The 21,247-nt window shown below is 71.3% G+C and carries 20 protein-coding genes; 11 read left to right on the top strand and 9 right to left on the bottom strand.

Annotation, left to right across the window (positions count from 1 at the left end; all coding sequences use genetic code 11):
- Positions 1-69: 69 nt before the first annotated feature.
- The 4 genes from OG462_RS13800 to OG462_RS13785 all read left to right on the top strand — a co-directional run bounded on the left by OG462_RS13800 (position 70) and on the right by OG462_RS13785 (position 3,579).
- Positions 70-1,200 carry an ArsA family ATPase gene (locus tag OG462_RS13800; protein ID WP_406057722.1) on the top strand — a complete coding sequence of 377 codons (1,131 nt, stop codon included), beginning with the start codon at positions 70-72 and terminating at the stop codon, positions 1,198-1,200.
- Between the two features lie 43 nt (positions 1,201-1,243).
- On the top strand, positions 1,244-1,753 hold the full coding sequence (locus OG462_RS13795) for a DUF5304 domain-containing protein (RefSeq protein ID WP_406057721.1): 510 nt from the start codon (positions 1,244-1,246) through the stop codon (positions 1,751-1,753).
- 66 nt (positions 1,754-1,819) lie between these two features.
- Positions 1,820-2,761, top strand: a complete 942-nt coding sequence (locus tag OG462_RS13790; protein ID WP_406057720.1) for an ROK family glucokinase — start codon at positions 1,820-1,822, stop codon at positions 2,759-2,761.
- A 71-nt stretch (positions 2,762-2,832) separates the two neighbouring features.
- Complete coding sequence (locus OG462_RS13785; protein WP_406057719.1) at positions 2,833-3,579, top strand: endonuclease/exonuclease/phosphatase family protein; 747 nt, start codon at positions 2,833-2,835, stop codon at positions 3,577-3,579.
- Positions 3,580-3,699: 120 nt separating this feature from the next.
- Here the strand turns inward: OG462_RS13785 and OG462_RS13780 are convergent, their stop codons facing one another.
- Both OG462_RS13780 and OG462_RS13775 read right to left on the bottom strand, forming a co-directional pair.
- Positions 3,700-4,383 (bottom strand): hypothetical protein, encoded by a 684-nt coding sequence (locus OG462_RS13780; RefSeq protein ID WP_406057718.1) that lies wholly within the window; start codon positions 4,381-4,383, stop codon positions 3,700-3,702.
- Positions 4,376-5,158, bottom strand: coding sequence for an alpha/beta hydrolase (locus tag OG462_RS13775; RefSeq protein WP_406057717.1), 783 nt, complete (start codon positions 5,156-5,158; stop codon positions 4,376-4,378). The genes OG462_RS13780 and OG462_RS13775 overlap by 8 nt, the downstream gene beginning before the upstream one ends.
- A gap of 186 nt (positions 5,159-5,344) precedes the next feature.
- Here OG462_RS13775 and OG462_RS13770 point away from each other — a divergent pair, with 186 nt between their 5' ends.
- The 4 genes from OG462_RS13770 to OG462_RS13755 all read left to right on the top strand — a co-directional run bounded on the left by OG462_RS13770 (position 5,345) and on the right by OG462_RS13755 (position 9,112).
- A complete protein-coding gene (locus tag OG462_RS13770; protein ID WP_198955977.1) occupies positions 5,345-6,091 on the top strand; it encodes a 1-acyl-sn-glycerol-3-phosphate acyltransferase in 747 nt (248 codons plus the stop codon).
- A gap of 33 nt (positions 6,092-6,124) precedes the next feature.
- Positions 6,125-7,339: a MacS family sensor histidine kinase gene (gene macS / locus OG462_RS13765; RefSeq protein WP_406057716.1), complete on the top strand. Its 1,215-nt coding sequence runs from the start codon at positions 6,125-6,127 to the stop codon at positions 7,337-7,339.
- Positions 7,336-8,010: a response regulator gene (locus OG462_RS13760; protein WP_406057715.1), complete on the top strand. Its 675-nt coding sequence runs from the start codon at positions 7,336-7,338 to the stop codon at positions 8,008-8,010. The genes macS and OG462_RS13760 overlap by 4 nt, the downstream gene beginning before the upstream one ends.
- Before the next feature lie 100 nt (positions 8,011-8,110).
- The gene (locus OG462_RS13755; RefSeq protein WP_406057714.1) at positions 8,111-9,112 is read left to right on the top strand and encodes a 2-hydroxyacid dehydrogenase; all 1,002 of its coding nucleotides are present in this window, start codon (positions 8,111-8,113) and stop codon (positions 9,110-9,112) included.
- Positions 9,113-9,154: 42 nt separating this feature from the next.
- Here OG462_RS13755 and OG462_RS13750 read toward each other — a convergent pair whose 3' ends face one another.
- The 3 genes from OG462_RS13750 to OG462_RS13740 form a co-directional block, all read right to left on the bottom strand.
- Positions 9,155-11,026, bottom strand: a complete 1,872-nt coding sequence (locus OG462_RS13750; RefSeq protein WP_406057713.1) for an anthranilate synthase family protein — start codon at positions 11,024-11,026, stop codon at positions 9,155-9,157.
- A gap of 100 nt (positions 11,027-11,126) precedes the next feature.
- Positions 11,127-11,183, bottom strand: a complete 57-nt coding sequence (locus OG462_RS13745) for a trp operon leader peptide (protein WP_406066528.1) — start codon at positions 11,181-11,183, stop codon at positions 11,127-11,129.
- Positions 11,184-11,280: 97 nt separating this feature from the next.
- Entirely contained in the window at positions 11,281-14,058 is a 2,778-nt protein-coding gene (locus tag OG462_RS13740) for an N-acetylmuramoyl-L-alanine amidase (RefSeq protein ID WP_406057712.1), read from the bottom strand.
- 153 nt (positions 14,059-14,211) lie between these two features.
- Between OG462_RS13740 and OG462_RS13735 the strand changes: the two genes are divergently transcribed.
- Both OG462_RS13735 and OG462_RS13730 read left to right on the top strand, forming a co-directional pair.
- A complete protein-coding gene (locus OG462_RS13735; protein WP_406057711.1) occupies positions 14,212-15,564 on the top strand; it encodes a class II 3-deoxy-7-phosphoheptulonate synthase in 1,353 nt (450 codons plus the stop codon).
- Positions 15,565-15,696: 132 nt separating this feature from the next.
- Complete coding sequence (locus OG462_RS13730; protein WP_406057710.1) at positions 15,697-15,942, top strand: bacterioferritin-associated ferredoxin; 246 nt, start codon at positions 15,697-15,699, stop codon at positions 15,940-15,942.
- A 23-nt stretch (positions 15,943-15,965) separates the two neighbouring features.
- Here the strand turns inward: OG462_RS13730 and bfr are convergent, their stop codons facing one another.
- Positions 15,966-16,442, bottom strand: coding sequence for a bacterioferritin (bfr, locus tag OG462_RS13725; protein WP_030314454.1), 477 nt, complete (start codon positions 16,440-16,442; stop codon positions 15,966-15,968).
- A 177-nt stretch (positions 16,443-16,619) separates the two neighbouring features.
- Here bfr and OG462_RS13720 point away from each other — a divergent pair, with 177 nt between their 5' ends.
- Positions 16,620-17,264, top strand: a complete 645-nt coding sequence (locus OG462_RS13720; RefSeq protein ID WP_406057709.1) for a sulfite oxidase-like oxidoreductase — start codon at positions 16,620-16,622, stop codon at positions 17,262-17,264.
- 43 nt (positions 17,265-17,307) lie between these two features.
- Here the strand turns inward: OG462_RS13720 and OG462_RS13715 are convergent, their stop codons facing one another.
- The 3 genes from OG462_RS13715 to pknB all read right to left on the bottom strand — a co-directional run bounded on the left by OG462_RS13715 (position 17,308) and on the right by pknB (position 20,751).
- On the bottom strand, positions 17,308-17,907 hold the full coding sequence (locus tag OG462_RS13715; protein ID WP_406057708.1) for a DUF4396 domain-containing protein: 600 nt from the start codon (positions 17,905-17,907) through the stop codon (positions 17,308-17,310).
- 85 nt (positions 17,908-17,992) lie between these two features.
- On the bottom strand, positions 17,993-18,844 hold the full coding sequence (locus OG462_RS13710) for a deoxyribonuclease IV (RefSeq protein WP_406057707.1): 852 nt from the start codon (positions 18,842-18,844) through the stop codon (positions 17,993-17,995).
- Between the two features lie 5 nt (positions 18,845-18,849).
- Positions 18,850-20,751 (bottom strand): Stk1 family PASTA domain-containing Ser/Thr kinase, encoded by a 1,902-nt coding sequence (pknB, locus tag OG462_RS13705; RefSeq protein ID WP_406057706.1) that lies wholly within the window; start codon positions 20,749-20,751, stop codon positions 18,850-18,852.
- Positions 20,752-21,247: the final 496 nt, after the last annotated feature.

Below are 21,247 nucleotides of genomic sequence, written 5' to 3'. Positions count from 1 at the left end.
GACGGAGTCTGGGGGAGGAACAGTTGCCCACAACGGGGTGGACGAGGGGCCCAGGTAACGTTCCCGCGCATGCGGATCATTCTTGTCACCGGGACCGGCGGCGCCGGGCGTACCACCGTCGCCGCCGCGACCGCCCTCGCCGAGGCGCGCGCCGGCCGTCGGGTCCTGCTCGTCTCCGAGGACGCCGACCCGCTCCTGAGCGGCGGCGGCCTCCGGGTTCTGCGGCCCGAGCCGGCCGCCGACTTCCGCCGCGAGTTCCTCGCCCTCCAGGCCCGCTCCTCCGCCGCCCTCGATCTGCTGGGCGCCGCGCCCTTCGAGGACGCCGAGCTCACCGAACTCCCCGGCAGCCGCCAGTTCGCCCTGCTGCGTTCCCTGCGCGACGCAGCCGAGGGCGACCACGAGCTCGCCGTCGTCGATCTGCCGCCGCTCCCCGAGGCCCTCGCCGTCCTCGCCCTGCCCGAGCAGCTCCGCCGCTATCTGCGCCGCCTCCTGCCGCCGGAACGGCAGGCCGCCCGCGCCCTGCGCCCGTTGCTCGCCCAGCTAGCCGGGGTTCCCATGCCCGCGCAGTGGCTGTACGAGACCACCGGGCGCTGGGAGGCCGAGCTGGCCGCCGTCCAGGCCGTCGTCGACGCCCCCACCACCAGCGTCCGCCTGGTCCTCGAACCCGGCCCCGCGGCCGTCCGTGCTCTGCGCACCGCACGGCTCGGCCTCGCCCTCCAGGGCCTCGTCCTCGACTCCGTCGTCGCCAACCGGCTGCTGCCCGCCGACTCCGAGGACCCCTGGCTCGCCGGGCTCACCGTCCAGCAGCACCGGCACCTGGCGGAGCTCCGTACCGCGGGCGACGTCGTCGACGAGCTCCCGCACCTGGGCCGGGACCCGCGCGGGCCCGAGGACCTCGCGCTGCTCGCGCCCGCCCGGCCCGCGGCCGTCCCCGCCCCCGTACCGGACTGGGCCGTCGAGGACCGGCGGGAGGAGGACGGGGTCCTGGTGTGGCACATCGGTCTCCCCGGGGCCGTCAAGGAGGAACTGTCCCTCGTCCGCAGGGGCGACGAACTGCTCCTGACCGTCGGCGCCTTCCGTCGCAACGTCCCCCTGCCGGCCGCCCTGCGCCGCTGCACCGTCACCGGCGCGGGCCTCGTCGACGGGGACCTCCGGGTGCGCTTCACGCCCGACCCCGGGCTCTGGCCCCGTACCCCTTGAGGAGGCGTGTACCGTCGAAGTACCAGCCACTGAGGAGTACGCCATGAGCGATTCGGATGCCTGGGCCAAGGCGTGCGCCGAGGACCTGGAGGCGGAGAAGGCCCGCCGACGGGCGCAGCGCGGTGCGGAGACCGGCTCCGCCGCCGACGAGTTCCGCAAGCTCTTCGAGGCCGTCGCCGACAAGGTCTCCGGGGGTCTCGGGAACCCGCTGCTCGGCGGCCAGGCCGCGCAGACCGTGCAGCAGCTCGTCAACCAGGCGAAGTCCGTCGTCGAGCCCGTGATCGAGCGCAACCCGCAGGTCTTCGACCACCTCGCCGCCGCAGGGAACGAACTGCTCGCCGCCTACCGCTCCGCCGTCGAGTCCCACGAGAGCCGCTGGACCCGCGACGAGAAGGTGACCCCGGACGACCCGCGCGATCCTCGCCGGGACGCGGACGGGCCGCGCGACGCCGAGCACGACAGCGCGCCTGACAGCAAGCGCGACGACAAGCACGACGACGACCGCAAGGACGACGAGGGGCCGGGAACCGGCCAGCACATCGACCTCGACTGATCGGTACGCCCGTCCCCCTCGGGTACGGTGGGCCTTAGCGGGGCTCGACCGAAAACTGAGGGACACATGGGACTCACCATCGGCGTCGACATCGGCGGCACGAAGATCGCGGCCGGCGTGGTCGACGAGGAGGGCAACATCCTCGACACGCACAAGGTGCCCACCCCGCCGACCCCCGAGGGCATCGTCGACGCGATCTGCGCGGCCGTGTCCGAGGCCGGCAAGGGCCACACGATCGAGGCCGTCGGCATCGGTGCCGCGGGCTACGTCGACGACAAGCGTGCCACCGTCCTCTTCGCGCCGAACATCGACTGGCGGCACGAGCCGCTCAAGGACAAGGTCGAGCAGCGGGTCGGCCTGCCCGTCGTCGTCGAGAACGACGCCAACGCGGCCGCCTGGGGCGAGTACCGGTTCGGTGCCGGCCAGGGCCACGAGGACGTCATCTGCATCACCCTCGGCACCGGCCTCGGCGGCGGCATCATCATCGGCAACAAGCTCCGCCGCGGACGCTTCGGCGTGGCCGCCGAGTTCGGCCACATCCGGGTCGTCCCGGACGGTCTGCTGTGCGGCTGCGGCAGCCAGGGCTGCTGGGAGCAGTACGCCTCCGGGCGCGCCCTCGTCCGCTACGCCAAGCAGCGCGCCGCCGCCACCCCCGAGAACGCCGAGGTCCTCCTCGCGTTCGGTGACGGCACCCCCGAGGGCATCGAGGGCCGGCACGTCAGCCAGGCCGCCCGCGCCGGCGACCCGGTCGCCGTCGACTCCTTCCGCGAGCTGGCCCGCTGGGCCGGCGCCGGCCTCGCGGACCTGGCCTCGCTCTTCGACCCCTCGGCGTTCATCGTCGGCGGCGGCGTCTCGGACGAGGGCGAGCTCGTCCTCGACCCGATCCGCAAGTCCTTCCGACGCTGGCTGATCGGCGGCGAGTGGCGCCCGCACGCGCAGGTCCTCGCGGCCCAGCTCGGCAACAAGGCCGGCCTGGTCGGCGCCGCGGACCTGGCCCGCCAGGGCTGACCGGTCCTCGTACGACAACCGCCCGTCGCGTCCTCGTGGACGCGGCGGGCGGTTGTCGTACGTTACGTGTCATGGCGATCAGTGAGCTGCCCAACTCCCGCACCGAGGCGGACGGTTCGGCCGTCCTCCGGGTCCTCAGCTACAACGTGCGCTCGATGCGCGACGACGAGGACGCCCTCGCCCGGGTCATCCGGGCCTGCGCCCCGGACCTCGTCTTCGTCCAGGAGGCCCCGCGCTTCTTCCGCTGGCGCAAGCACGCCGCCCGGCTCGCCGCGAAGAGCGAGCTCGTCATGCTGAGCGGCGGCGCCACCGCGGCCGGACCGATGCTGCTCTGCTCCCTGCGGGCCACCGTGGAACGCACCGAGGACGTGCTGCTGCCGCTCAGCCCCGGCCTGCACCGGCGCGGTCTCGCGACCGCCGTCGTCCGCTTCGCCGGGGCCCGCGTCGGGCTCATCAGCTGCCATCTGAGCCTGCGGAAGGAGGAGCGGTACGCCCAGGCCGGGATGGTCCTCGACCGGGTCGCCGCCCTGGGGACCCCGTACACCCTCGTCGCCGGGGACCTCAACGAACGGCCCGAAGGACCCGCCTTCCGCCGGCTGGCGAAGGAGCTCCAGGACGGGTGGGAGGTCAGCCCCCGGGGAGGCGAGTACACCTCCACCCCGGCCGATCCGAACCAGCGGATCGACGCGATCCTCGCCACCCCGGGCGTGGAGTTCCTCGGCTGCGGGGTGCCGACGGACCTCGACCCGGCGGATCTGCGGGCCGCCACCGATCACCTTCCGGTGCTCGCGGCGGTGCGGGTGCCCGCAGTGCCCTGAGGGCCGCACCGCCGTCGGCCGGGGCCCCCGGGCCACCGGCTCGACGGACGGAGTCCGGCGCAGCCGCAGCCGCCCGAAGCCCGAGAGGCGCCGAGCGGTGCGAGGGCGGCGTCAGGAGAGTCAGACGACCGCGCCGCGGCCCGGGTCGTCGAAGCCGTCGTCATCGTCGTCGTGCTTCATGCGCCCCACCAGGGTCGCGAAGCCGCCCAGGAAGCCGCCGATGCAGAGCGTGGTCAGCCACCAGGTCATGTCCCAGCCGAGCAGCACGGCGACCAGCATCAGCACCGGTCCGCCGACCACGGCGAGCCACGCGAATTTGGTCGTCGCGTCCGCCTCGGGCAGCGGGGGCGGCTCCGGCGGTACGAAGTGGCCCTCGTCCGAACCACCGGGGGCGTCGTCCGGCTCGGCGGGCGAGTAGTCCCGGGGGCCGCTGGGGCCGATGCCGGGCGCGAAGACGACGGAACTGCCGAGGGCGGGCCGCTCGGGACCGGCCTCCGGCTCCTCCTCCGCCGCGGGCTCCTCGGAGGCCTCCGGCGGGGTCGGCCCGGTCGCCGGCCTCGGCTTCCAGGGCGTGCCCTCCCCGAGGGTCGGCCTGGGCTTCACCGGCCGGACCTCCCCGGCCTCCTCGTCCTCGTCGCCGTCGGCCTCCGGCTCGGGAAGCGACAGGTTCTCGACGGTCCGGAACGGCTTCGCCCCCGGCGGGTCCACTGGCTCCTCGCCGTACCCCGCGACGATCGCGGCCCAGGCCGCCTCCTCGTCGATGGGCTGCGGCTCCCGACCGCCGCCGTCCTGCTCCTCAGCCACCGCTCCTGCTCCCCTGTTCGTCGACCAGACCCGGCGCGAGACGCTCGACGAAAGCCAGGCTCTCGTCGAAGATCCGCTCCGCGTCATGGTCCAACGTCGCCACGTGGTAGCTCTGTTCCAGCAGGATCTCCTGGACGTCCGTCGAGGAGATCCGGGAGAGGATCCGGGCCGAGTCGACGGGCGGCACCACATGGTCCTGGGGGCTGTGGAGCAGCACCACCGGCTGCGTGACCTGCGGAAGCTCCGCGTCCACGGTCCGGAAGAACTGCCGCAGGGAGTGCGCCGCGTGCAGCGGCACCCGGTCGTAGCCGACCTCGGTCACGCCCTCCTTGGCGATGTCGCTGGCGATGCCCTTGGTCGACGGGACCAGATGACGGGCGACCGGCAGCGCGTGCGCCGCCAGGCCGTGCACCTTGTTGCCCGGGTTGACCAGGACGATGCCCTTCACGGCGTCCCCGTGCCGGGCGGCGAGCCGCAGGGTCAGTGCCCCGCCCATCGAGAGACCGAAGACGAAGACGGTCGCGCACCGCTCCAGGAGCTCGCTCAGGGCCCGGTCGACCTCCGCGTACCAGTCGTGCCAGGTGGTGAGCTGCATGTCCTGCCAGCGGGTGCCGTGGCCGGGCAGCAGTGGCAGTGACACGGTCAGACCGCGTGCGGCCAGATACTCGGCCCACGGGCGCATCGACTGCGGGGAACCGGTGAATCCGTGACAGAGAAGGACGCCGACCTCTCCGCCTTCATGGCGGTACGGCTCGGCTCCGGGAAGGACCGGCACCGGGGTCTCCTGTTCGCTCGACTTCGCGTTCGCCTTCGGGTGCGCCTTCGGGTGCGCCGCAGCGACGGAAAATGGGGAAGGACCTTCACGGTACGCGACCGGACCGACACCGACCAGGGCCGTAGCGGGGGCCGTACGCCGGTACGGGATAAAGTCGTCGCGACGGCACACGGAAGGCATGGCGAGTTGATCTACGGCGCGATGAAGTTCTCCCTCGGAGGGTCCCTGAAGCTTGCCTTCCGGCCCTGGGTGGAGGGTCTGGAGAACATTCCCGCCGAGGGGCCCGCGATCCTTGCGAGCAACCACCTGTCGTTCTCCGACTCCTTCTTCCTGCCGGCCGTGCTCGACCGCAAGGTCACCTTCATCGCCAAGGCGGAGTACTTCACCTCGCCGGGTGTGAAGGGCAAGCTCACGGCCGCCTTCTTCAAGGGCGTCGGCCAGCTCCCGGTGGACCGTTCGGGTGCCCGCGGCGCGGGCGAGGCGGCGATCAAGGCCGGTATCGAGGTCATCGAGAACGGCGGCCTCTTCGGGATCTACCCCGAGGGCACCCGCTCGCCCGACGGCCGCCTCTACCGGGGGAAGCCCGGCGGCCTCGCGCGCGTGGCCCTGGCCACCGGCGCGCCGGTGATCCCGGTCGCCATGATCGACACCGAGAAGATCCAGCCGCCCGGCAAGGTCGTCCCCAAGCTGATGCGCCCGGGGATCCGGATCGGCAAGCCGCTGGACTTCACCCGCTACCAGGGCATGGAGGGGGACCGCTTCATCCTGCGCTCGGTGACCGACGAGGTCATGTACGAGATCATGAAGCTGTCCGGCCAGGAGTACGTCGACATCTACGCGACCGCCGCCAAGCGGCAGATCGCGGACGCGGAGAAGGCGGCCAAGGAGGCCGTCAAGGCCGAGATCGCCGCTCGGGAAGAGTCCGGCGCGTAGGCGTCCCGCACGGGACGTCCGGGGGTGGGGGAGATGGCCAAGCGCGAGCGTGTCGTACGCATGTCGGTCGAGCAGCCGTTGTGGCGGGCACTGACCGGCTACCGCGTCCTGACCATGGTCTACGCGGTCCTGCTGTTCGCCTTCGGTACCGACCGGTACGAGCGGCCCTGGATCGCCGTCGCCTACCTGGCCGTGATGTGCGTCTGGACCCTCGCGACCCTCCCCAAGGTGGCGAACGCGGCCAGCTGCACCAGGCGCTTCCTCGTCGCCGACATCACCGTCGCCCTCGTCGGCATCCTCCTCACCCCGCTCGCCGACGCCCAGGCCCAGACCGTCGACGGCCCCACCCTGCCGTCGATATGGACCGCCGGCTCCGTCCTCGCGTACGCGATCAAGGGCGGCTGGCGCTGGGCCGGCGTCGCCTCCTCCCTCGTCGCCGTCGCCAACATCGTCGAGCGCGGCCACCCCAGTCGGGACACCTTCCACAACGTCCTCCTCGTCTGGGTCGCCTCCATCGCCATCGGATACGTCGTCGAGGTCGCCCGCGCCTCCGAGCGCACCCTCGCCCGCGCCCTGGAGATCGAGGCCGCGACCCGCGAACGGGAACGGCTCGCCCGCGACATCCACGACAGCGTCCTCCAGGTCCTCGCGATGGTGCAGCGGCGCGGCACCGCCCTCGGCGGCGAGGCCGCCGAGCTCGGCCGGATGGCGGGGGAGCAGGAGGTGGCCCTCCGTACCCTCGTGGCCGGCGGCCTGATCCGGCCCAGCCTGGTCTCCGAGGACGAGTCCGAGGGGGCCGTCGTCCGGGTCGTCGAGGTGGACGAGGAGCCGGACGACGACACACCCGTCGACCTGCGGCTCCTGCTCGCCCCGCGCGCCGGGTCGAAGGTCACCCTCTCCGAGCCGGGCGCGCCCGTACTGCTCGCGCCGCCCGCCGCACGCGAGCTGGCCGCCGCCGTCGGCGCCGCCCTGGACAATGTCCGGGTGCACGCCGGGGAGGACGCCCAGGCCTGGATCCTCGTCGAGGACTGGCCTGACGAGGTGATCGTCACCGTCCGGGACGACGGCCCCGGCATCCCGGAGGGCCGCCTCGCGCAGGCGGAGGTCGAGGGCCGGATGGGCGTCGCCCTCTCCATCCGGGGGAGACTGCGGGACCTGGGCGGCGAGGCCGAGCTGATCTCGGTCCCCGGACAGGGCACGGAAGTCGAGTTGAAGGTTCCACGGGGGAAGGCAGGACAAGGAAGATGAGCGAGCAGCAGCAGATCAAGGTGATGGTCGTCGACGACCATCCGATGTGGCGGGACGCGGTCGCCCGCGACCTGGCCGAGGCGGGCCTGGACGTGGTCGCCACGGCCGGCGACGGCGAGCAGGCCGTGCGCCGTGCCCTCGCGGTCACGCCCGACGTCCTCGTCCTGGACCTGAACCTGCCGGTGAAGCCGGGCGTCCAGGTGTGCAAGGAACTCGTCGGCGGCAGGCCGGGGCTGCGGGTCCTGGTCCTCTCGGCGAGCGGTGAGCACGCCGACGTCCTGGAGGCGGTCAAGTCCGGTGCCACCGGCTATCTCCTCAAGTCGGCGAGTACGGAGGAGCTGATCGACGCCGTACGGCGGACGGCCGTCGGCGACCCCGTCTTCACCCCCGGCCTCGCCGGACTGGTCCTCGGCGAGTACCGCCGGCTCGCCTCCGAGCCCGCCCCGTCGGCCGGCGCCGACGAGCCCAAGGCCCCGCAGCTGACCGAGCGCGAGACCGAGGTCCTGCGGCTCGTCGCCAAGGGGCTCAGCTACAAGCAGATCGCCGAGCGCCTGGTGATCTCGCACCGCACGGTGCAGAACCACGTCCAGAACACCCTCGGCAAGCTCCAGCTGCACAACCGGGTGGAGCTCGTCCGGTACGCCATCGAGCGCGGCCTCGACGACGCCTGAGGCAACAGGCGCCCGGTGTGCCGGGCGCCGCGACGGGATGGGTCGTATATTCGCGAAGATCGCGCATATCCGGCCCATCATCGTCATTGAGGGGAATCTCGTGGAAATCCTGGCATTCGGCGTGCAGGCGGACGAGAAGCCCCTGATCGAGAAGGCCTTCGCGGGGCACCACGACGTCCGCTGTCTGAGCGTCTTCCTCACCGAGGACACCGCCCCCATCGCCGCCGGGTACGAGGTCATCTCCACCAGCGTCAACGCCAGCCTGGACCACCGTGTCCTGCAGACCCTCGCCGCCGGCGGCACCCAGATGATCGCCCAGCGCTCCACGGGCTTCAACAACATCGACCTGGAGGTGGCCGAGCGTCTCGGCCTCACCGTCGCCCGCGTCTCGTACTACTCGCCGTACTCCGTCGCCGAGTTCGCCTGGACCCTCGCGATGGCCGTCAACCGCCGGATCGTCCGCGCCTCCAACCGGACCCGCGACTTCGACTTCCGCCTCGACGGACTGATGGGCCGTGACCTGCGGGGCCGTACCGTCGGCGTCCTCGGCACCGGCAAGATCGGCGAGGCCTTCACCCGGATCGCCCACGGCTTCGGCATGCACCTCCTCGGCTGGGACGTCGCCGAGAACCCCGCCTGCGCCGAACTCGGCATGCGGTACGTCGAGAAGGAGCAGCTCCTCGCCGAGGCCGACCTCATCAGCCTCCACGTGCCGCTGCTCCCGTCCACCCAGCACATCATCGACGCCGCCGCCCTCAAGACCATGAAGGACGACGCCATCCTGGTGAACTCCAGCCGGGGCGGCCTCATCGACACCGAGGCGCTCGTCACCGAAATCCGGGCCGGACGCTTCGCCGGGGTCGGCCTCGACGTGTACGAGGCGGAGGCCGGGCTCTTCTTCCTCGACAAGTCCCTGGAGGTCGTCGAGGACGACACCCTGGCCCGCCTGGTCACCTTCCCGAACGTGGTGGTCACCTCGCACCAGGCGTACTACACCGAGGACGCCGTCGGTCAGATCATCGACACCACCGTCCGGAACGTCCTCGACTACACCGCCGGCCGACGCGGCGAGAACGTCCTGGTGCCCCGAACCCCCAGGTGACGGAAGCCGAAGAGCTCGCCGCCACCGGGGAACGGACCGCCCTCAGACCAGCACGCCGGCGAGCAGCGAGGCCGTCAGGGCCGCGCCCTCCGTCGTCAGGACCGACTCGGGGTGGAACTGCACCCCCGCGAAGCCCGGCCTGCGCAGCGCGTGCACCTCACCGGTCTCCGTGTCGCGGCTCACCTCGATCCGGTGCAGCGCCAGCTCCGTCGCCGTCCGGTCGTCGCAACGGGCGGTGAAGCTGTTGTAGAAGCCGACCGTCCGCTGCTGCCCGAAGAGGTCGATCCGCAACTGGGCCCCCTGGAACGGGGTCCGCTTGCGGACGATCTCCAGGCCGAGCTCGGCGGCGATCAGCTCGTGGCCGAGGCAGACACCGAGGAGACCGTGCCGGTGTTCCCGTACCAGCTCGGCCGTCAGCGCGCGCAGGAAGCGCATCTTGGGGTCGGCGGCGTCCGAGGGGTTCCCGGGACCGGGGCCGAGGACCACGGGACCCTCGTGGGCGAGCGCGAGCTCACGCAGCCCCGGCTCGTCGTAGCGGAGCACCGAGACGTCGAGGCCCGAGGAGCGCAGCACGTGCGCCAGCATCGCCGTGAAGGTGTCCTCGGCGTCGATCACCAGGGCGTGGCCGGCGAGTTCGGCCGACCTGACCTGCATCTTCAGCCAGAACGGCGCGAGATCCGCCCGGCGCGCGTCCAGGGCGGCCCGTACCCGCGGATCGTCGGCGAGTGACGCGGAGTCCCGTCCCGAACCACCGGCCGGCCGGCCCTCCCGTACCCCGAGCGCGCTGAGCACCCCGGCCGCCTTGGCGTGGGTCTCGGCGACCTCGCCCGCCGGATCCGAGTGCCGTACGAGCGTGGCGCCGACCGGCACCCGGAGGTGCCCGTCGGACGCGATGTCGGCCGTACGGATCAGGATGGGGGAGTCCAGGGTCTGGGCGCCGCTCTCGTCGGTGCCGAGCAGGGCGAGGGCGCCCGCGTAGTAGCCGCGCCCGCCCACCTCATGACGCTCGATCACCCGGCAGGCGTTCTGCACGGGCGAGCCCGTGACGGTCGCCGCGAACATCGTCTCCCGCAGCACCTCGCGCACGTCCAGCGTGGAGCGGCCCCGCAACTCGTACTCGGTGTGCGCGAGATGGGCCATCTCCTTCAGCCGCGGACCGATCACCACCCCGCCCATGTCGCCGACCGTGCACATCATCTTGAGCTCCTCGTCGACGACCATCGACAGCTCCTCGGTCTCCTTGCGGTCGGCGAGGAAGGCGAGCAGGCCCTCGGTGGTCGGGGCGGCCCCGGCCGGGTAGCGGTACGTGCCGCTGATCGGGTTCATGACGACCGTGCCGCCCGACATCCGCACATGTACCTCGGGGCTCGCCCCGACCAGGGTCCGGTCGCCGCTGTGCACGACGAAGGTCCAGTACGCGCCCCGCTCGCCGGCGAGCAGCCGCCGGAACAGGGCCAGCGCGTCGGCCCGCCCGAAGCCCGGGATCTCCCCGGTGTACGTCCGCCGGATGACGAAGTTCGCGCCCTCGCCGGAGCCGATCTCCTCGTCGATGACCCGCCGCACGATCCCGGCGTACTCCTCGTCGGAGACGTCGAAGCCGCCGTTCTCGACGGCCACGTCGTGCGCGGGCAGTTGCTCCAGGGCGTCGGCGAGCGGCAGCTCGTAGGACTCCTCGGCGACCAGGACGGAGAGCGGGGTGCCGTCGTCGCGCACGTCGAAGCCGCGCTCCCGGATCTGCCGGAAGGGCACCAGGGCGAGTGTCGGCAGCGGGCCCAGGGGCAGCTCCGCGAGGCGCTCGGCCTCGTGGACCCGACCGATCAGCACCTCGACGGTGTCGTGGTCCCGGCCGGGGGTACGGCGGCGCAGCAGGGCGAAGGGCGGGCAGGAGGGGGCGAGGAGACGGGAGAGGTCCATGGGTCCGTGGTTCCTTCCGTTGGTGTGCGGAGAGGAACGGCCCGGGCACGAGAAAGGCCGCCCCTCGGGGCGGCCTTGGCGTCTTTCGGAGTACGCGCGATCAGTGGGCCGCCGGAGGAGCGGGCCACCACCAGTTCTGGATCTGAGGCGCGAACATGCGAGCACTGTAACCCAGCCGGACACGGAAACGGGGCCCGGTCCGCACCGTGGACGGTGCGAGCCGGGCCCCGGGGCCCTGAACTACCCGATCGGGATCAGAAGATCAGGTTGTAGATCTGCCAGCCCGGGCCGACCTGCACGCGCCCGGCGTACGGGGAGGTCGCGGAGCCGGTGCCCTTGTACAGCCACAGGGCGCCGGCGGCGTCGCGGGCCACGAAGTCGACCTTGCCGTCACCGGTGAGGTCGCTCGGGCCGACGATGGTGTTGTAGATCTGCCAGCCGGTGCCCACCTTGACGCGCGCGGCGTACGGGGCGGTGGCGCTGCCGGTGCCCTTGTACAGCCAGAGCGCGCCCGTGCTGTCGCGGCCGATCAGGTCCGGCTTGCCGTCCGAGGTCAGATCGCCGGTGCTGACGATGTTGTTGTAGATGTGCCAGCCGGTGCCTATCTTCACCCGGGCCGCGAACGGCGTGGCCGGGGTGCCGGTGCCCTTGTACAGCCACAGGGCCCCGGACTTCTCGCGGGCTATCAGGTCCGGCTTGCCGTCCCCGGTCAGGTCGCGGACGCCGAGCATCTGGTCGTACATGTTCCAGCCGGGGCCGACCCGCAGACGGGCCTTGAACGGCGCCGACGGGTTGCCGCTGCCCTGGTAGTACCAGAGCAGGCCGGAGGTGTCGCGGGCCACGGCGTCACCGGTGCCGTCGGCGCGGAGCGCGGTCATCGGCGTGACGGCGTTGTAGACACCCCAGCCGGCCCCGACCCGGTACCGGGTCAGGAACGCGTTGGCGCCGGTGCCCTGGTACTGCCAGAGGACACCGGAGGTGTCACGGGCGAGGAGGTTGTAGCGGTTGTTCGTGGCGACGGGGGCGACGCCGGGCGCCTCCACGATGTCGGACTGCTTCACCCAGGTGATCTTGTGGTGGAAGCGGATCGGCACGAACAGCGTGGTGCCGATGACGTTCTTCTGGGCGGAGCCGAACCAGTCGTCGCCCTTCACCGCCGGGCCGGCCTTCACATAGGCCTGGTCGGCGGCGAACGTGAACTTCGACAGGGGGTCGTTCTCGTCACCCGGCGCGGTCAGACCGGCCGCGGTGTAGGCGGCGGTCTCCGGGAAGGAGCGGCCGAAGACCTTGATCGAGGGCAGCCCCGACTTGAGCTTCACGGTCGTGGCGCCGGCCACCGGCACCGTGTACTGGCCACCGGGGTTGTAGAACCAGGCCTTCTCGCCGGCGAACCAGATCGCCGTCCAGTCGGTCCGGCTCTCGGCCACGACGTAGGAGCCACCGGCGCGGACCTTGTTGCCGTAGTTCGAGCCCTCGGACCAGAGGGAATTGAAGTACGGGTCCTTCAGCGTCGTCGCGCTCGTCGAGGGCGACGTGTACAGGTAGCCGAAGTTGGACGGACGCGCCGGGACGGCCGTGCCACCGGTGCTCAGCTTCGGCTGGTTCGCCGTGGTGAACGGCGGCACCACACGGACCACCTGGCCGGCCTTGAGCAGGCCGCCCGCGCCCTTGTCGCCCTGCGGGGCGCCGAGCAGGGACATGTAGTAGTTCCAGTCCCAGTACGGGCCCGCGTCCCAGTGGAGACTGTCGAGGCGGTTGTCCGTCTGGAGCGCCACCTCGTCGTGACCGATGATGTGCTCACGGTCGATCGGCACGCCGTACTTGTTCGCCAGGAACTTCACGAGCTCCGCGGAGGAACGGTACTGCTGCTCGGTGTACCAGCTCCCCTCCTTGATGGCGAAGCCCTCGTGCTCCACGCCGATGGCGTGCATGTTGAGGGTCCAGTTGCCCGCGTGCCACGCCAGCTGCTTGTTCTCCAGCATCTGGGTGACCTGGCCGTCGGACGCCCGGATCAGGTAGTGGGCGCTGCCCGAGCCCTTCGGGTTGGTCAGCGCGTCGAGCGAGCCGTCGTAGGCGCCCTCGGTGTCGTGGATGACGATCTGGCGGATGTCCACGCCCTGGTTCGGGCGGTCGCCCAGGGTGTAGTTCCGCGCGCCGCCGGGGTCCGTGCGGACGGGCACGAAGTTGCAGGTCAGGCTCGCGGGGCACTCGGTGGTCGGGGCCGCCGTCGTGCTCGCGAAACTCGCCGCCAGGGGCACGTTCGACGGCTTGACCGGCTCGGCCGACGCATCGGCCGGCAGGGCGACCTGCTCGCCGTCGAGGGTGACCGCCCGCTCGCCCTCCTGGATCGATTCGAAGACGCGCTTCGCGAAGAGGTCGGCGCCCTTCTTCTCGGGGGACTGGCTGTAGCGGGCCACGGCCGGGTACCAGTCGCCCGGCTCGTCGGACAGCTCGGCGCCGGCCTGCTTCTGGTAGTCGGCGAGCAGCGCGGCACCGGCCCGGATGGAGGCGGCGGTGTCGTTCTGGACGGTCTCGGTGGAGCTGTCGATCAGCTCGGCGGCCTTGTCCAGGGTGTGCAGGCGGGGGTCGTCGGTGTCGACGAGCGCCTTCTCCAGGATGCGCCGGATCAGCTCACGGTCGAACTTCTTCTCGATCTCCGGACGGCCACTGCCGTTGAAGTGATCGATCTGCTCGTCCGTGACCTTCTGGTTCACGTCCTCCGGGTCGACCTTCGTCAGACCCATGACGTTGTACGCGCCGGTCGTGCTCGGCTCGCCGTCGTGCGACTCCCAGCGGGTCTGCTGGTACGACACGGCCATCAGCACGCTCTGCGGCACATCGAACTCACGCGCCGCGTTTGCGAACTGCGACTGGAGGGAAGGGTCACCCCCGGACGGCTTGTCGCCCGTCGCGCCGAGGAGGCCCGGCGAGGCGACCGCGATGGTGCCGATCGTTGCGGTGGCGACGACCGCGGCCGCCGCTCCGTACATGAGTCGTCTCTTCTTGCGGTCCCTGCGGTGCCTCTGGGTCACGCCCACCCCTGTGATTCGACTGTTCAAAGTGAAACGGGCCAGAGGGTAACACCACTCGATGGCGTGAAGATCTCCGCTGGACATAACGGGCGCGCGTCTCAGCCACTGGGCAGAGGGACAGGACAGGACGAAGAACCCCGTAATGTTGTGCGTGTGACCGTGAACGCTGATTCCCACGCCGTCGCCAAGGCGACCTGGCGAGACCTGCCCGCGGCGCAGCAGCCCGAGTACCCCGATGCCGAGGCTCTGCGCGATGTGATCGCGGACCTCGAGTCGTATCCTCCGCTCGTCTTCGCCGGCGAGTGCGACCAGCTGCGCGCCCGGATGGGAGCCGTCGCCCGTGGCGAGGCGTTCCTGCTCCAGGGCGGCGACTGCGCCGAGGCCTTCGACGCCGTGTCCGCCGACCACATCAGGGCCAAGCTCAAGACGCTGCTCCAGATGAGCGCCGTCCTCACCTACGCGGCCTCCGTGCCCGTGGTGAAGGTCGGCCGTATCGCCGGCCAGTACTCGAAGCCCCGCTCCAAGGGCACCGAGACCCGCGACGGCGTGACCCTGCCGACGTACCGCGGCGACTCGGTCAACGGCTTCGACTTCGACGAGAAGTCCCGCATCCCGGACCCCGAGCGCCTGAAGCGGATGTACAACGCCTCCGCCTCCACGCTCAACCTGGTGCGCGCCTTCACCACCGGTGGCTACGCCGACCTGCGCCAGGTGCACGCCTGGAACCAGGACTTCGTGAAGTCGTCCCCCTCGGGCCAGCGCTACGAGGCGCTCGCCCGCGAGATCGACAACGCGCTGAACTTCATGAAGGCCTGCGGCACCGACCCGGCCGAGTTCAAGGCCGTCGAGTTCTACGCCTCCCACGAGGCGCTGCTGCTCGACTACGAGGGCGCCCTCACCCGTACGGACTCGCGCACCGGCAAGCTGTACGACACCTCCGGCCACATGGTCTGGGTCGGTGAGCGCACCCGCCAGCTGGACCACGCCCACATCGAGTTCGCCGCGCGCATCTCGAACCCGATCGGCATCAAGCTGGGCCCGACCACCTCGGTGGACGAGGCGCTGACGTACATCGACCGTCTCGACCCCGACCGCGACCCGGGCCGGCTGACCTTCATCGTCCGGATGGGCGCCGACAAGGTCCGCGACAAGCTCCCCGAGCTGGTCGAGAAGGTCACCGCCTCCGGTGCGGTCGTCGCCTGGGTCACCGACCCGATGCACGGCAACACCTTCGAGGCCGCCTCCGGCCACAAGACGCGCCGCTTCGACGACGTGCTCGACGAGGTCAAGGGCTTCTTCGAGGTCCACAAGGCGCTGGGCACCCACCCGGGCGGCATCCATGTCGAGCTCACCGGTGACGACGTCACCGAGTGCGTGGGCGGCGGCGACGAGATCTTCGTCGACGACCTGCACCAGCGCTACGAGACGGCCTGCGACCCGCGTCTCAACCGCAGCCAGTCCCTCGATCTGGCGTTCCTGGTGGCGGAGATGTACCGCGATCAGTAAGTAGGTACCTACGACGATGGGGCGCGGATCCATGTGATCCGCGCCCCATCGTCGTATCCAGGGCTTTTGCGGTCCCGCCGTGCCGGGTAAGGTTAGGTTAGCCTTATCGATCACAGCGGGAGGTGAACCGCGTTGTACGTCTGCTCATGCTTCGGTGTGACGGAGAAGCAGGTCAAGGCGCATGCCGACGCGGGCGCCTGCACGCCCCGCCAGATCGCCTCCGCCTGTAAGGCCGGCACCGACTGCGGTTCCTGCGTCCGTCGCATTCAGGCCATCCTCGGCCGGGGCAACTGCCCGCGACGCGACCTCCTGAACCAGGGGATGCCCGCCCTGACGGCCGACGCCGTCGAGCCCGAGGGGCTCTCAGAGGCCGCCTGAGCCCTCCGGAGCGCCGGCGGCTGTCAGCTGGGCTGCTCGATGAGCGTCGAGATGTAGAGCGCCTCACCCAGGGACTCGATCAGCTCCAGCTGAGTGTCCAGGTAGTCGATGTGGTGCTCCTCGTCGGCCAGGATCTCCTCGAAGAGGTTGGCGGACGTGATGTCCCCCTTGGCCCGCATGACCTCGATCCCGCGCTTCAGGCGGTCGATCGCCTCGACCTCGACCTGGCGGTCCGCCTGGAACATCTCGGTGAGGGTCTGGCCGACCCGTACATGGAAGAGCCGCTGGTAATTGGGCAGGCCGTCGAGCATCAGGATGCGCTCGGTCAGCTTGTCCGCGTGCTTCATCTCATCGATGGACTCTTCGCGGGTGTACTTGGCGAGCTTCGTCCACCCCTTGTTGTCCTGGATGCGGTAGTGCAGCCAGTACTGGTTGATGGCCGTCAGCTCGCCGGTCAGCTGCTCGTTGAGGAACTCGAGGACCTCGGGGTCGCCCTGCATCGCAGAGGCTCCTTCCACGTTACGTGTCTACGCCGTCACTGGGCAGGATGGCCGCATCCTCGCACCCCGAATGGGGGGCGTCCAGTAAGTGCAGGCTTAGTGGGACTTGCCCGAATCCGGTCGCGCGGAAGGTCGCCTGGTCATGACCACCCCTCGCCGTCTGTCACCATGGATGACATGGGTCAGCCGGAGAGCGGGGTACACCGGGAAGCGGGGCAGCCGGATCGTTCACCGGACCTTCCGCCTGGTCAGCGGCTCCAGCGCGGCTGGCCGGTCACCCATTACGGGCCCGTCCCCAAGTTCAAGCCGGACCGCTGGGAGTTCCGCGTCTTCGGGGCGACGGCCGACGGTGACAAGCGGTGCTGGAACCACGAGGAGTTCTCGGCACTTCCGTTCTCCACGGTCGTGGCCGATCTGCACTGCGTCACGAAATTCAGCATGCTCGGGGCCGAATGGGGTGGCGTCCCGGCCCGTACGGTCCTGGAGCTCGCCCCGCCCGCGCCGCAGGTCACCCATGTGATGGTCTGGGCCGAGTACGGCTACAGCGCCAACATGCGACTCTCCGACTTCGCCGACGACCGCACGATTTTCGCCACTCACATGGACGGGGAGCTGCTCACCGCCGAGCACGGCTTCCCGCTGCGCCTGGTCGTCCCGCATCTGTACGCCTGGAAGGGCCCCAAGTGGATCCGGGGCGTGGAGTACATGGCCGCCGACCGCCGGGGCTTCTGGGAGGAGCGCGGCTACCACAACCTCGGCGACCCCTGGCTGGAGCAGCGGTACTCGTACCAGGAGGAACCGGGAGACGGCCCGGAGCTGTAGCGCTCCGGACCGCCCGTCCGTCGGTGTGGCGTGGTTCCGTCGCTCAGTGGTGGTACTGGTGGACCACCGCGTGCCCCTTGCCGCGGCCGATCATCCACTTGTTGACCGGCGTGGTGATCACGAAGGCGGCGGCGAGCGCGATGGCGAGCACGATCCAGAAGATCGGGTCGGAGAGGTGGGCGTCCATGGCGCCGGGCCAGAGGGCGATGACGCCGTTGTCGATGATCTCCATGACCGCGATGGAGAGGGAGTCGGCGGCGAGCGCGACCTTGAAGGCCGTCTTGAAATCGACGCCGGCGGACAGGATGCCGCGCAGGGTGAGCGCGTAGCCGAAGAAGAAGGCCAGGATGATCGCGAGGATCATCGTCTGCATGTTGCCCCAGCCGAGCGCGGTGCCGATGATCATGCCGAGCACCTCGCCGATGGCGCAGCCGGTGAGGCAGTGCAGCGTGGCCTTTGCGGCCATGGACCAGGAGACCTTGCCGGGGGTGTGGTGGGCGCCGTGGTGGCCCTCGTGGCCCGCCGCCGTGTGGCCGGCATGGTCCGTGTGCCCCTCGTGCCCCTCGTGGCCGGCGTGAGCGCCGTGGTCGGTGTGGCCCTCGTGGCTGCTGTGATCGTGATGGGCGTGCGCGTCGTGCTGCATCGGGTGCCCCCCATGGTCGGGTAGCGGTTCCTGCCGTTACAGGAACCGTATACCCCCCTGGGGTATTCCTCAACGGGAAAGCGTGTCAGCCCCTCAGCTTCTTGAGCAGCTCCACGTCCGCGAGGTGCCCCGCCGTACCGCCGGGCGTCTCGATGATCAGCGGCACGCCCTCGGTCGCCGGGTGGTGGAGAAGGTTCCGGAACGCGTCCTCGCCGATGTGCCCCACGCCGATGTTCGCGTGCCGGTCCTTGCGCGCGCCGACGACGTCCTGGGAGTCATTGGCGTGAATCAGCTTCAGCCGTCCCTCACCCACGGTCTCCACCAGCTGGTCGAGCGTCTGCGCCGCACCGTGCGGCCCCGTCAGATCGTGGCCGGCGGCGAAGATGTGGCAGGTGTCGAGGCAGATCCCCAGCTTCGGGTGCCGGTCGAGCGCGTCGAAGTACGGCCCGAAGTCCTCCGCGCGCGAACAGAGCGAGAAGCCCTGCCCGGCCGTCGACTCCAGGAGCAGATCCGGGTCGTCGTCGTGCGTCAGCTCGTCGAGGAGCGGCAGCAGCCGCTCCCGTACCTGCGCCAGCGCCACCTCGCGCGGGCGGCCCCCGGTCGCCGAGCCGGTGTGCACCACCACGCCCTTCGCGCCGATCTCCCGGCCCCGCCGCAGCGAGTGCCGCAGCGACTCCACCGACTTCTCCGCGGTGGCCTCGGTGTGCGAGCCGAAGTTGATCAGATACGGGGCGTGGACCCAGGCCGAGATCGACTCGGCGGCGCACTCGGCGCGGAACCGTTCGTCCTGGGCGGGGTTCCCGGGAGGGGTGGCCCAGCCGCGCGGGTTGGCGACGAAGACCTGCACGGTCTCGGCGCCGAGCTCACGGGCGTAACCGAGGCCGATCGTGGCGAGGCCACCGGCCACGGGGACATGGCCGCCGACGGGGTTGCGCATCAGTCTTACAGTCCCTTGATCGTGATCGTGACGGTGGAGCCCTCGGGCGCGGTGGAACCGCCCTCCACGGACTGGCCCGTGACCGTGTCGCCCAGGTAGGGGAAGGACTTCTTGACCTCCACCTCGAAGCCCTCGTCCTCCAGGGCCGTACGCGCGTCGTCGACCGTCTCGCCGACGACGTCCGGGACCTCCACGAGCCTCGGGCCCTTGGAGACGGTCAGGGTGATCGTGTCGCCCTCGGCGGCCCGGCTGCCCTCGGCGAGGGACTGGGCGGCGACGGACCCGGCGGCCTCCGGGGAGTTGATCCGCTCCGGGGCGAGCACCACCTTGAGCCCCTCGTCCTGGAGCAGGGCCGTGGCGCCGGCGACGGTCTCGCCGGTGACGTCGGGGACGTCGATCGGGGAGCCCTTGCTGACCACCAGGGCGATGGCCGAGTCGGGGGCGCGCTCGGTGCCGGGCTCGGGGTCGGAGCTGATCACCGAGCCCTGGGCGACGGAGTCGCTGAACGTGTGGGTGACCACCCCGGCGACCAGGCCCTCCCGCGCCAGGGCGCGCTTGGCCTCGGCGAGCGGCTTGTTCTTGAGGTTGGGCACCTTCACGATCTCGGGACCACGGGACAGGGTCAGGGTGACCGTGCCGTTGTCCCGGAGACGCTCGCCGGGCGCCGGGTCGACGGCCATGACGGTGCCGCGCTCGTACACGTCGCTGAACGCGCGCTTCGTGGTGCCGACCTCCAGTCTGGCGTCGGCGATCCGCTTCGTCGCCTCGGTCTCCGTCTGGCCGAGCACGGCGGGGACCCGGGTGAACTGGCCGGAATTGATGTACCAGACACCGGCGCCCAGACCGAGGGCCAGCAGGACCCCCAGGACCAGGAGAAGAGGGCCGCGCGGAGGCCGGCGACGGGCGGTCGCGGGAGCTTCCGGGGCCGGCAGTCGGTTCGTGTGCAGCACCTGCTGGGCGTCGCCCTCGGCCGGTACCGGCCGGGCGATCACACTGGTCCGGTCGTCCGTCGTGTCCCGGACCTCGGACCGCGCCTGCGGAGGTACGGCGTCCAGCTGCTCCTCGCCGAGCGTGGCGCGGGCCTCCCGGAGGAGGGCGAGCAGGGCGACCGCGTCGTACGGGCGGACCTCGGGGTTACGGGCCGTCGCCGCCGCGACCAGCTCGTCCAGCTCCAGGGCCAGGCCCGGAACAGTCACGGAAGGAGCGGGCACGTCCGTGCTGAGGTGCTGGTAGAGCACCTGGGCGGGGGTGTCGCCCGAGTGCGGCTTGCCGCCGGTCAGCATCTCGTACAGCACGACACCGCAGGCGTACACATCGGCACGGGTGTCGGCGGTGCCGTGCTCGATCTGCTCCGGCGCGAGGTACGAGACGGTCCCGAGGACCGAGCCGGTGGTGGCCGTCGCCGAGCCCACGGCCCGTACGAGACCGAAGTCGGCGACCTTGACCCGGCCGTCGTCCCCTATCAGGACGTTCTCCGGCTTCATGTCCCGGTGCACGAACCCGGCCCGGTGCGCGGCGCCGAGCGCGGCGAGCACGGGCTCCAGGATGTCGAGGGCGGCCCGGGGCGCGAGGGCGCCGCGCTCGCGCAGGACGTCACGGAGGGTGCAGCCGGCGACGTACTCCATCGCCAGATAGACGTACGCGCCCTCGGCGCCCTGGTCGAACACGCCGACGACGTTGGGATGCGAGAGCCGGGCGACGGACTTCGCCTCGCGGATGAAGCGCTCCACGAAGGCGGCGTCGGTGGCGAGGGCGGGGTGCATCACCTTGAGCGCGAGGACGCGGTCGAGGCGGGTGTCCACGGCCCGGTAGACCGTGGCCATCCCGCCGACGGCGATGCGCGCGTCGACGCGGTAGCGGCCGTCGAGCAGCCGCCCGACGAGGGGGTCCTGAAGGGTCGTGTCCACGGCGTCGAGTCTACGAGCCGGTCGATGGGGCCTCGTCCGGGTGGCCTCGACTGCGACGCACCTGTGACGAGCCCTGCCCCCGCGCAGGGGCGCCGCCCGCCCCCGCCCCTGCGCGGGCCACCCGCCTCACGGGCCCGAGCCCCCCTGCCGTGCGACCCGGCCCCCCGCTGGGCCTGGCTCGCCGCGCCCGCTCCCCTGCCCGTGTGGGGCACGTGCCTCGCGGGCCGAGACCTCGGCCGTGCGACCCCGCGCCTCGCTGGGCCTGGCTCGCCGTGCCCGCTCCCCTGCCCGTGTGGGCAATCGTCCCGCTGGGGCGGGACGGGTGGGCACACGGGACGGCGCGCTCGGCGGCGCCTCCGCCCCTTGTGCCTGGACCCGCACCACCTGGCACGGCGCACCTGTGGTGCGGGTCAGGGCGCGGAAGCCTGGGCCCGGCAAGGGGCGCCGTCCGTTGTGCCCACCCGTTCCGCCCCAGCGGAACGAATGCCCACAACGG

The organism is Streptomyces sp. NBC_01077 (genome assembly GCF_045162855.1).
Classification (GTDB): Bacteria; Actinomycetota; Actinomycetes; order Streptomycetales; family Streptomycetaceae; genus Streptomyces.
This window is presented reverse-complemented; position numbering and strand designations above follow the sequence as displayed.

What these genes read in the sequence shown, in the direction of transcription:
- macS (WP_406057716.1), top strand. Translation starts at nt 6,125, where the DNA reads ATGGCCAAGCGCGAGCGTGTCGTACGCATGTCGGTCGAGCAGCCGTTG.
- OG462_RS13785 (WP_406057719.1), top strand. Translation starts at nt 2,833, where the DNA reads ATGGCGATCAGTGAGCTGCCCAACTCCCGCACCGAGGCGGACGGTTCG.
- OG462_RS13760 (WP_406057715.1), top strand. Translation starts at nt 7,336, where the DNA reads ATGAGCGAGCAGCAGCAGATCAAGGTGATGGTCGTCGACGACCATCCG.
- bfr (WP_030314454.1), bottom strand. Translation starts at nt 16,442, where the DNA reads ATGCAGGGCGACCCCGAGGTCCTCGAGTTCCTCAACGAGCAGCTGACC.
- OG462_RS13800 (WP_406057722.1), top strand. Translation starts at nt 70, where the DNA reads ATGCGGATCATTCTTGTCACCGGGACCGGCGGCGCCGGGCGTACCACC.
- OG462_RS13790 (WP_406057720.1), top strand. Translation starts at nt 1,820, where the DNA reads ATGGGACTCACCATCGGCGTCGACATCGGCGGCACGAAGATCGCGGCC.
- OG462_RS13710 (WP_406057707.1), bottom strand. Translation starts at nt 18,844, where the DNA reads ATGCGCAACCCCGTCGGCGGCCATGTCCCCGTGGCCGGTGGCCTCGCC.
- OG462_RS13795 (WP_406057721.1), top strand. Translation starts at nt 1,244, where the DNA reads ATGAGCGATTCGGATGCCTGGGCCAAGGCGTGCGCCGAGGACCTGGAG.
- OG462_RS13715 (WP_406057708.1), bottom strand. Translation starts at nt 17,907, where the DNA reads ATGCAGCACGACGCGCACGCCCATCACGATCACAGCAGCCACGAGGGC.
- OG462_RS13720 (WP_406057709.1), top strand. Translation starts at nt 16,620, where the DNA reads ATGGGTCAGCCGGAGAGCGGGGTACACCGGGAAGCGGGGCAGCCGGAT.
- OG462_RS13750 (WP_406057713.1), bottom strand. Translation starts at nt 11,026, where the DNA reads ATGGACCTCTCCCGTCTCCTCGCCCCCTCCTGCCCGCCCTTCGCCCTG.